This window comes from Spiroplasma endosymbiont of Megachile willughbiella (assembly GCF_964273395.1).
GTDB classification, from domain to species: Bacteria; Bacillota_I; Bacilli_A; order Mycoplasmatales; family Mycoplasmataceae; genus Spiroplasma_A; species Spiroplasma_A apis.
The window spans coordinates 907,664-919,195 of record NZ_OZ187005.1 but is presented as its reverse complement, the minus strand read 5'-3'; the positions used below and the strand labels follow the sequence as shown (position 1 = coordinate 919,195).

At 36.2% G+C, this 11,532-nt stretch carries 5 protein-coding genes and 2 rRNA genes; all 7 read left to right on the top strand.

Translation table 4 applies throughout. The features are described 5' to 3' along the window. The first annotated feature begins 55 nt into the window (after positions 1-55). The 7 genes from ACI2WZ_RS03995 to ACI2WZ_RS03965 all read left to right on the top strand — a co-directional run bounded on the left by ACI2WZ_RS03995 (position 56) and on the right by ACI2WZ_RS03965 (position 11,456). A complete protein-coding gene (locus ACI2WZ_RS03995) occupies positions 56-562 on the top strand; it encodes a dUTP diphosphatase (RefSeq protein ID WP_500244716.1) in 507 nt (168 codons plus the stop codon). Positions 563-576: 14 nt separating this feature from the next. Then, complete coding sequence (locus ACI2WZ_RS03990; protein WP_500244715.1) at positions 577-1,632, top strand: hypothetical protein; 1,056 nt, start codon at positions 577-579, stop codon at positions 1,630-1,632. Continuing rightward, positions 1,625-2,374, top strand: a complete 750-nt coding sequence (locus tag ACI2WZ_RS03985; protein ID WP_500244714.1) for a TrmH family RNA methyltransferase — start codon at positions 1,625-1,627, stop codon at positions 2,372-2,374. The genes ACI2WZ_RS03990 and ACI2WZ_RS03985 overlap by 8 nt, the downstream gene beginning before the upstream one ends. 26 nt (positions 2,375-2,400) lie before the next feature. Continuing rightward, positions 2,401-3,816, top strand: a complete 1,416-nt coding sequence (locus ACI2WZ_RS03980; RefSeq protein WP_500244713.1) for an NADP-dependent glyceraldehyde-3-phosphate dehydrogenase — start codon at positions 2,401-2,403, stop codon at positions 3,814-3,816. 140 nt (positions 3,817-3,956) lie between these two features. Further along, entirely contained in the window at positions 3,957-5,261 is a 1,305-nt protein-coding gene (locus tag ACI2WZ_RS03975; RefSeq protein ID WP_500244712.1) for a hypothetical protein, read from the top strand. Positions 5,262-6,739: 1,478 nt separating this feature from the next. Beyond that, positions 6,740-8,258 (top strand): 16S ribosomal RNA (locus ACI2WZ_RS03970). Between the two features lie 289 nt (positions 8,259-8,547). Continuing rightward, positions 8,548-11,456, top strand: a 23S ribosomal RNA gene (locus tag ACI2WZ_RS03965). The 16S and 23S rRNA genes sit together here, the layout of an rRNA operon. Positions 11,457-11,532 lie beyond the last annotated feature (76 nt).

Here is an 11,532-nt window from a genome sequence, read left to right as displayed (position 1 = left end):
TATGTTATTCGTAACTTTTATTTTTTTTAATTTAAAATTATTCAAGAGGTGTATTATGTTAACTAATAAAGAATTAATTTATCTATCTGAAAAACAAAAATATTTGGATAATTATATAATGGAAGCAAAAGGTATTATAAACTCTCCAGAAATTACCAAAAAAAAATTAATCGCTTTTTATGTGGAGGTAGCTGAGTTCATTAATGAACAAAGGTCCTTTAAATTTTGGTCAAATAAGAAGCCAAGCGAAAAATCGATTTTACTTGAAGAGTATATTGACGGCATTCATTTTTTAATTTCTTTGGGAAATGATATGGAATATGACTTTTCTAAATACATAAATACTAATGAAATTAAGACAAAAGACATCATTGAAAATTATTTAAATGTATTTTCTATGACATCCAATCTAGTTGAAACTCAATCGATAGAGAATTACGAAAATTTATTAAAATCTTTTTTAAATATATGTTATATCCTTGATTTTACTATCGATGATATTATTGGTTCTTATAATAAAAAAAATGAAATAAACTTTGAAAGACAAAATAGTAATTACTAAAAGGAGAAGTTTCGGTGAACGATTTTAAAAAAAATAAATTATACGATTATCAGCCTTCCAATTTAAATGACCACAAAATGCCCAAATTAGAAAAGGACATTGTAGTTAGCAATAATATCAATAAAGAGTCAAAAAATGAGCATAACTCAGAAGAAGTTGTGTCAAACAAGTTGGATAATTCAAAAGTTAAGGAACTGATTGCCAATATTAAAAAGCAAGCAGAACTTTCTCATGAACAATCCGATAATAATTCAGAACAGTCTAAATTAGTTATGCCAGATCCAAATAGTAATGATCGTTTAATCAAATATGGTAGTTATAAAGTTGCATATGAAGCAAAGGTTCCTGACTATAGAAACTCACAAAAAATAGTCAAAGATTCTAAAAAAGAAGCCAGAGAGAACTTACAAAAAAAAGATATAGATGTCATTGTAAATACTTTTAAACATAAAGTTATTAAAATTAATAAGACTGAAGTAGTTATTAAAAATAATAAATACGGCTTCGAATTTTATAAAAATAGTTTCGATAGAAGGTGATGGGTAACTGCGATTGTCTTCGATGAAATCTGAAATCCAAAAAAAGAAGCTTATCTTTCGTTGTGAAGTGGTAACGCGTTTGTAGGTTATGGTGAAAATACTTTGGACGAAGTTATTTCAAGAGCTCACACTTTAACAACGTCAGGCAGAACCGGCAATATTGTTTGAAGAGATTTCGTTATATCTTGGAATGAACAAAATAATCGTTTTTTAGCGGGTGATAAACCTACCCAGTTTACATTTAAGGAGTATCAAAAAATAATCAAATGATGAGACGCTAATAAAATCAGAATTCACGTCAAACAAGAAAAGATAAAAGACTATGAAGATTTGATGAATGAAACAAAGTTGAAAAAAGCAAAAGGGGAATTTGTTAGTCCAATGGTTGCCATTCAAGCTAAATTATTAGACCCCCCAAGAAAAGCTAAGTATATTTTTGGTTACCCAGTTAAGAAAAAAGATTATAAAGGAAAGGATTATGCAAATCCCGAGAATAAGCTTTATGAAATAGGATTTGCATTTAATGAATAAGTTGGAAAAAATTACATCTGTTAAAAACACTAAAATATTAGAAATTTTAGAACTAAAAAAAATCCGAATACAAAAACAAGAAAAAAAATATATAGTAGAAGGTTTCAATTTAGTGCAAGAGGCTATGAAAAATGGAGTTGTTGAACTTATTTTAGGCACAAAAAAATACTTAGGTTTAATAGACGAAGAAAAATTCATAGAAATAACCGACAATGTTGCAAATAAGTTAAGTGATTTAACAAATACGCAAGAAATTTTTGCTGTTTGTAATTTTAAACCAAAAGACTTCAATGATAGTAATGTTCTTGTTTTAGATGATATACAGGACCCAGGAAATCTAGGAACTTTAATTAGAAGCGCTTATGCATTTGGTTTCGAAAATATTTTATGTTCAGAAAAAACAGTTTGAATTTATAACCAAAAAGTTTTACGAGCAACACAAGGCAATCATTTCCAACTAAATTTCAAAATTGGTATTCTTGAAGAAGAAATGAAAAAATTAAAAGAAAATAATTTTATTATATTAGGAACTTCTTTGAATTTAGATAATAATATAGATATAACAACATTAAAAGATAAGAAAATAGCTTTAGTTTTAGGTAATGAGGGGCAAGGTGTTTCTGAATCAATAAAGAATATTTGTGATTACAACATAGTATTAAAAACTAACAAAAATGTAGATAGTTTGAATGTTTCAGTAGCAGGTTCAATAATTATGAATAATATATATTCAAATAATTAATTTTGTAACACTAAAAAGGAGATAATATGAGAATATTTAAAGCATTAATAGATAACAAACTAATAGATAATGGACAATGACTTGAAATAATCAATCCAACTTCATTAGAAGTAGCTGGTAAAGTTACTGCTTTAACGCCCGATGATATTAAATGTGCGTTTAATGCAGCAAGAAATAGTCAAGCTGAATGGGAAAATACCCCTTTATTAACAAGAATAAGTATTTTAAAAAAATTTAGAGATGAACTTGAAGTTAACAAAATGGAAATTGCCCAAGTAATAAGTGAAGAAATTGCAAAAGGTTTCAAAGATTCATTAACAGAAGTTGAAAGAACTTTAGAAATTATAGACTACACATTTGAAGAAGCAAAAAGAATGGATCCATTAGCGATGACAGGAGAAGGAATGGGTGCCAAAAACAAAATAGGTATTTTTTCAAGAGTGGCTAAAGGTGTTATTTTAGCGATTTCTCCCTTTAATTATCCTTTTAATCTTGCTCTAGCAAAAATAATTCCAGCATTAGTTATGGGTAACAGTGTGGTCTTCAAACCTGCGACAGCAGGTAGTTTGGTTGGTGCATTTATGTCTGAGTTAGCAATCAAAGCCAACCTGCCGAAGGGTATTTTTAATGTAGTAACTGGTAGAGGGCGTGATATTGGTGATGATATTACATCCAATTCAGAAATAGATATGATTTCATTTACAGGCAGTGTGAACATCGGTAACCAAATACGAAAAATGGGTAGCACAACCGATTTAGTCTTAGAATTAGGTGGTAAGGACCCCGCATTGGTTTTGGACGATTTAAATCTTACAAAATATGCGGATGAAATTATTTCTGGAGCTTTTGGATATTCAGGACAGAGATGTACAGCAATCAAAAGAGTTTTAGTCAACAATAAAATAGCAGATAAACTAATTCCGATGTTGAAAGAAAGAGTTGATAGATTATCGGTTGGTAAACCATCGGACAATGCAGATATAACACCTGTTATTGATATGAAATCAGCAAACTTTATTTTAGGTTTAATAAACGATGCGAAAGCCAACGGGGCCAAAATTATAACTGGTTATAAAAGTGAAAATAATCTTTTGTGACCAACTTTAGTAGATTTTGTAACTCCTGATATGCGCCTTGCTTGAGAAGAACCTTTCGGTCCTGTTTTACCAATTATAAGAGTTGACGATTTAGATGAAATGATAAGTTTAACAAATAAATCAGAATTTGGACTGCAGGCAAGTATTTTTTGTCAAGATCTTTCACAATCTTTAAATGTTGCCAAACGAATAAAAACAGGTACTGTTAATTTAAATGGTAAATCTCAACGTGGTCCCGATTGTTTTCCTTTCTTAGGGATTAAAAACTCTGGTGAAGGAGTACAAGGAATTAGAGAATCGTTGTTAAGTATGACTAGATATAAAGGTATTGTAATAAATTACTAGACTAAAAATAATACAATATATTAATGAAACATTTAAGACATACTCGTATATACTTAGAAGTGATTTAAATTTAGGTAGTATTTTATTTTTGTTGTGCTAAAATAATATTATATTTTAGGGCAAATTGATAGGGGTATTTTATGAAAAAAATTAGGTTTTTTGGGATAATAGGAATTTTAGCTTGTTCTATTTTAATGATTCTTTCAATTATTATGTTTAAGTTGCATGATAATTCCTTCAAATTTACAATAATAGTTTCTTTGCATAAAAGTGTTGGTAATCAAATCTCTTCTACAGATTTAAAAGTATTATCTTATATGATTATTGCGTCAATGGTTGGAATGACATTGATCGGTATTTTAAGATATATTCTTTTTAAGAACAAAACTTTATCAATTATAAGCTCACTAACTAGTGTTTTTGCTTTTGTAGCTTTGTTGGTCTATTTTTTTAATGTCAATCCATTTTTGGATGATGGATGATCATTGAATTACAATAACCCAGCATTTATAATTGTTGCAAACCCAACAAGAATAATTTCCATAGTTGGAATTGTACTTTTGGGTATTACAGGCATCTATTCAGTTATCTCTATTGTAATTACTTTTAGAATTAAGAATTTAGCGTCTGACAAGACAGTTAACCACGAAAAAATCAGTAAGAGTTTTTTGGACACACAAGAAACTGAAGATATATCTGAGAATGATAAAAACTTAGTAAAAAATGCTAATCTTGTTGATAGTAGTTTTACATCAACTCCAAATGATGAAACTTACAATATAGCTGATAAACTACAAAAGTTGAGAGAAGACCTTGCCGGTGGAATTTTTGACGAACGATTATTTAGCACTGATAGTGAGACAAATGACACTGAAATCAAAAGAGAAGACAACTTACAATACGATGGGCAAAACATTGATGAAGAAATTGATAATGATGATCCGATTAACTTGAATGAGAGAGAATCGGAAGACAAAGTCGTGGTTGAAGAAAAACAATTAGTTAGCGAGGAAGCTGATGAATTTCCAAGAGAACCCCAACCTCCAGTTGATCCTTATCGTCAAACAATTATCCCAAGAAGGTCACTAGATAGAAAAGTTGAATACAAGAAACCAATCGGAAACAAGCCATTTAGTGAATTATCTCAACCTTCAAGAGAAAGAAGAGAAGCAAAGTACGATAGTAATTATCAAGGAAAAGTATTTCTAGGTGATAGCGATAGAATCTGGGAGGCTATGAAAAAGCAAAAAAGATTAAATACCAATTCATCGCCTCAAATAGAAGCACCTTCAAACCCAGATGACTCAAGTAAAATTGAAGAAGTTCAAATAGAAACAACCATTACCCCTGAGTTAGCACCTAAAAAGGTAATTGATCCCTTAAGTGATAATCAACAAATTAAAAATAATGATCCAATTTACCCAACAATTGATTGGGACGAGTAATAATTTTTTGAAAATCACTTCAATTTTAAAAGGCAACTAAGTTTGCCTTTTTTATGTATAATTCAAACTCGGTATTTGATAAATGTGTGAAGTTGAATTTTATTCTTTCAATGTTCTATGTTTTAAATACATTTAAAGCCGTTGATTAATTTACATGCGTCTATTTATAAACATATAAGAATTTGTTTTACTAAGTACATCATTAATTTACCTACGCTTACAATGAAAACATAATAAAGCAATTATTTTTAACATAATAAGGGTAATTATAAATCAAAATACAACTCTCCTATTTGTTTGATAATTTAATAAAACTTTGCTTTAATAAATGTGAAAGAATGTTGACACTAAATTTTTCTAATGATTTTAATCCTGCCAAATAAATAACTGCTAAAAGAGTTAGTATAAGATTTCTAGATACATATAAATTAGTTCATATTCATTGAATGTAATAGAAAATGTTTTTCTCGATTCTTGAAAAATCATTGGCAACGATTTAAAGTAAAACTAAACCTATGTTTGAAAATTTAAGCATACATCGCAGTGTTCGTTTAGTTTTGAGAGTAAAACTTATTTTAATGTTTTTAAAAAAAATGAAATCTAATATAAACGTTTTTTAATGTTCATATATTATTCATTTTGTTGGATTTTTACTTATTTCAATATAACCTTGACTAAGGTGCATCGAGTTTTTATTGTTTTATTCTTAGTTGCAATTGTTTTTAATTATATGAGCTATATTAGTAGTATTTGTAAGTAAAATATTATTTCTTTCTTTATAATACTTATACATCCGGAACTTTATAGATTTTATGTTTCTTATGTTTATGATGTCAACTTTTTTGATTAATATATGAAGTGGAAAGTATACTAATTAATAATAAGAAATCTGATTTTGTTAGCTAAATATAATTTTCTTGTAATAAATTAGGCTAGAAAACATTGAATATAGGTACGCCCAGAAGAATTAACATAAAAAAGTTTGTGGTACACATTTTAATGATAAAGAATAAGAGATTTAGAACGCAAATGTATATCTTTCTATTAAAGAAATAGTTTATGAATGCTAAACGGCTAACAAATTCTCTTTATAGTGTAAATAATTCTACTGAGATTGAATTTATTACAAATAAAAAACAATCTCAGTTCATAAAATTTGCTTTCTTTATTATCGTAAAAATTCAATAAAAAATGGTTTTTTTATTTTTATATGTGCTATTATTAGAAAGCCGTTAAGTAACTGCCTTTTCAATCGAAAATCATTATCTTAAAAAAAGAAATAAAATAATGTAAAAATGATTGACAAACAATTTCATTTACGGTATATTTAATAACGTGCTTGTTTATCAAGCCATAAAACGATCTTTGAAAACTAGATAGAACAACAACAACCAATTTAATTTGTACAATATAATACAAGTTCAATTTTTTGAGAATACAAACAGATATAGTCATGAATCAAAATATTCGCATTAATTTTTAATGAGAGTTTGATCCTGGCTCAGGATGAACGCTGGCGGCATGCCTAATACATGCAAGTCGAACGGGGTGCTTGCACCCAGTGGCGAACGGGTGAGTAACACGTATCTAATCTACCTTTTAGTGGGGGATAACAGTTGGAAACGACTGCTAATACCGCATACGACACCATTTGGCATCAAAAGGTGTTAAAAGACCCGTTTGGGTCGCTAGAAGATGAGGATGCGGCGTATTAGCTAGTAGGTAAGGTAATGGCTTACCTAGGCAATGATACGTAGCCGAACTGAGAGGTTGATCGGCCACATTGGGACTGAGATACGGCCCAGACTCCTACGGGAGGCAGCAGTAGGGAATTTTTCACAATGGGCGAAAGCCTGATGAAGCAATGCCGCGTGAGTGATGACAGTCTTCGGATTGTAAAGCTCTGTTGTAAGGGAAGAACAGCTAGAAGAGGAAATGCTTTTAGTTTGACGGTACCTTACCAGAAAGCCACGGCTAACTATGTGCCAGCAGCCGCGGTAATACATAGGTGGCAAGCGTTATCCGGATTTATTGGGCGTATAGGGTGCGTAGGCGGTTGATTAAGTTTGAGGTTAAAGCCCGGAGCTCAACTCCGGTTCGCCTTGAAAACTGATTAACTAGAATACAGGAGAGGTAGATGGAATTCCATGTGTAGCGGTGAAATGCGTAGATATATGGAGGAACACCAGTGGCGTAGGCGGTCTACTGGCCTGTAATTGACGCTGAGGCACGAAAGCGTGGGGAGCAAATAGGATTAGATACCCTAGTAGTCCACGCCGTAAACGTTGAGTACTAAGTGTCGGCAATTGTCGGTGCTGCAGCTAACGCATTAAGTACTCCGCCTGAGTAGTATGCTCGCAAGAGTGAAACTCAAAGGAATTGACGGGGACCCGCACAAGTGGTGGAGCATGTGGTTTAATTCGAAGCAACGCGAAGAACCTTACCAGGGCTTGACATCCAGTGCAAAGCTACAGAGATGTAGTGGAGGCCAACATTGAGACAGGTGGTGCATGGTTGTCGTCAGCTCGTGCCGTGAGGTGTTGGGTTAAGTCCCGCAACGAGCGCAACCCCTATCATTAGTTACTAACATTCAGTTGAGGACTCTAATGAGACTGCTAGTGTAAGCTAGAGGAAGGTGGGGATGACGTCAAATCATCATGCCCCTTATGTCCTGGGCTACACACGTGCTACAATGGCTGGTACAAAGAGTCGCAATCCCGCGAGGGGGAGCTAATCTCAAAAAGCCAGTCTCAGTTCGGATTGAAGTCTGCAACTCGACTTCATGAAGCCGGAATCACTAGTAATCGCGAATCAGCAACGTCGCGGTGAATACGTTCTCGGGTCTTGTACACACCGCCCGTCACACCATGAGAGTTGGTAATGCCAGAAGCACGTATCCTAACCGTAAGGAGGGAGCGTACCAAGGTAGGATTAGCGATTAGGGTGAAGTCGTAACAAGGTATCCGTACGGGAACGTGCGGATGGATCACCTCCTTTCTATGGAGTATCATAGTTTAGAGAAAAAAAGCTGAGCGAATCGGTGTAACAGCTTATGAGTATATCTCGTTCTATCTAGTTTTCAGAGATTGTTTTGCGCCAATGCGGCGCAGCAATTTCTGAAAAGAAAATCGTTCTTTGAAAACTGAATATTAGATGAAAAAAATAGACATTTAATTTTTCTTACGTTTAACAATAAAACGTAAAAATAGTAACTAAAATTACTAAGAAAAACTAAAATTTCAAAAAAATATAGATTATTTTATAATGCAAAATAGGTCTTTCTTTAAGAAAGTATAGTAAGGGCATATGGTGAATGCCTTGGAAAATGGAGCCGATGAAGGACGCGACTACCTGCGAAAAGCGCCGGGGAGCTGGAAGTAAGCTTTGATCCGACGATGTCCGAATGGGGAAACCTACTATGATTAATCTCATAGTGTCCATAACTGAATACATAGGTTATGTGAAGGGAACCTGGGGAACTGAAACATCTTAGTACCCAGAGGAAAAGAAAACGAATGTGATTCTGTAAGTAGCGGCGAGCGAAAGCGGAACAGGCCAAACCGGTCTTCGGGCCGGGGTTGTAGGACTCTTGTTAGAGTTACAAAGTTAGTGTATAGCAGAAGCTGTTGGGAAGCAGCGGCGTAGAGGGTGATACCCCCGTATGCGAAATGCACTAACCTCGAAAGAGTATCCTGAGTACGGCGGGGCACGTGAAACCCTGTCGGAATCTACCCAGACCACTGGGTAAGCCTAAATACTACCATTTTACCGATAGTGAACCAGTACCGTGAGGGAAAGGTGAAAAGTACCCCGTGAGGGGAGTGAAACAGTTCCTGAAACCATATGCTTACAAGAAGTCAGAGCCCGTTAATGGGTGATGGCGTGCTTTTTGTAGAAAGAGCCGGCGAGTTACGATATCATGCAAGGTTAAGCAGAAGATGCGGAGCCGTAGTGAAAGCGAGCCTTAATAGGGCGTTCAGTATGATGTCGTAGACACGAAACCGGGTGATCTAGCCATGAGCAGGTTGAAGTTAGGGTAAGACCTAATGGAGGACCGAACCAACGTTCGTTGAAAAGACCGTGGATGACTTGTGGCTAGGGGTGAAATTCCAATCGAACCCGGAGATAGCTAGTTCTCCCCGATATATCTTTAAGGATAGCGTCGAGGTTTAGAATTATGGAGGTAGAGCTCTGAATGTATGATGGCCCCACCTAGGGGTACTGATTACAATTAAACTGCGAATGCCATAATTTCATACTCGGCAGTCAGAACATGGGTGATAAGGTCCATGCTCGTGAGGGAAACAGCCCAGATCTACAACTAAGGTCCCTAAATATACGCTAAGTGTGTAAGGATGTGAAGGTGCACAGACAGCTAGGATGTTGGCTCAGAAGCAGCCACCATTTAAAGAGTGCGTAACAGCTCACTAGTCGAGTGCCTTTGCGCCGAAAATGTACCGGGGCTTAAGCGGATTACCGAAGTTTAGGATTTACAGCAATGTAAGTGGTAGGGGAGCGTTCTAATTGCAATGAAGTCAGACTGTGAGGACTGGTGGAGCGATTAGAAGAGATTATGCCGGCATGAGTAACGTTTGGGAGTGAGAATCTCCCATGCCGTTTGACCAAGGTTTCCTGGGCAAGGTTCGTCCACCCAGGGTTAGTCAGGACCTAAGGCGAGGCCGAAAGGCGTAGTCGATGGACAACAGGTTGATATTCCTGTACCACCTAATAAAGTGATGGAGTGACGGAGAAGGATAGTGGATGCCGGCTGTTGGATATGCCGGTCTAAATACAAAGGAGTGTACGTTGGTAAATCCGCGTGCTATAACTCTGAAGTATGATGGGGAGTGAACGCTACGGCTAGTAACGAAGTCCATGACTCCACGCTTCCAAGAAAAGCTTCTAGCGTTAATTTATTAGGTGCCTGTACCTAGAACGAACACACGTGGTCAAGGAGAGAATCCTAAGGCAAGCGAGATAACTATAGCTAAGGAACTCTGCAAAATAACCCCGTAAGTTAGCGAGAAGGGGTGCTCACTTTTAGTGAGCCGCAGTGAAGAGGAAGGGGCAACTGTTTAGCAAAAACACAGCTCTCTGCAAAGTCGTAAGACGAAGTATAGGGGGTGACGCCTGCCCAGTGCCGGAAGGTTAAGAGGAGATGTTAACTTAGGTGAAGCATTGAATTGAAGCCCCGGTGAACGGCGGCCGTAACTATAACGGTCCTAAGGTAGCGAAATTCCTTGTCAGGTAAGTTCTGACCCGCACGAAAGGCGTAATGATCCCTTCGCTGTCTCGGCTATAGACTCGGTGAAATTTTAGTACCAGTGAAGATGCTGGTTACCCGCAACTAGACGGAAAGACCCCGTGGAGCTTTACTATAACTTAATATTGAGTCTTGGTGTAACATGTAGAGGATAGGTGGGAGACGTTGAAGCAGTCACGCTAGTGATTGTGGAGTCATCCTTGGAATACCACCCTTGTTACATTGAGGTTCTAACCTAGACCCGTTATCCGGGTCAGGGACAGTGTTTGGTGGGTAGTTTGACTGGGGCGGTCGCCTCCTAAAAAGTAACGGAGGCGCCCAAAGGTACCCTCAGTACGGTTAGAAATCGTACGCAGAGCGCAAAGGTATAAGGGTGCTTAACTGCGAGACTTACAAGTCGAACAGATGCGAAAGCAGGGCTTAGTGATCCGGCGGTCCCGTGTGGAAGGGCCGTCGCTCAACGGATAAAAGTTACCCCGGGGATAACAGGCTGATCTCCCCCAAGAGTTCACATCGACGGGGAGGTTTGGCACCTCGATGTCGGCTCATCGCATCCTGGAGCTGTAGTCGGTTCCAAGGGTTGGGCTGTTCGCCCATTAAAGCGGTACGCGAGCTGGGTTCAGAACGTCGTGAGACAGTTTGGTCCCTATCTGTTGTGGGCGTAGGAAAATTGAGAAGAGCTGTTCCTAGTACGAGAGGACCGGAATGGACGCACCCCTGGTGCTCCTGTTGTCACGCCAGTGGCACAGCAGGGTAGCTATGTGCGGAAAGGATAATCGCTGAAGGCATCTAAGCGAGAAGCCTCCTTCAAGATGAGTTTTCCCATTCTTCGGAAGTAAGATCCCATGTAGACCACATGGTTGATAGGTTGGGTGTGTAAGCACGGCGACGTGTTCAGCTTACCAATACTAATAGATCGAGAGTCTTTCTAAAGAATACCTAAAACAAATTGCTTTATAAAGTATATATTCATTCTAATGTTCAGTTTTGAGAGAACGATTAGGTTTG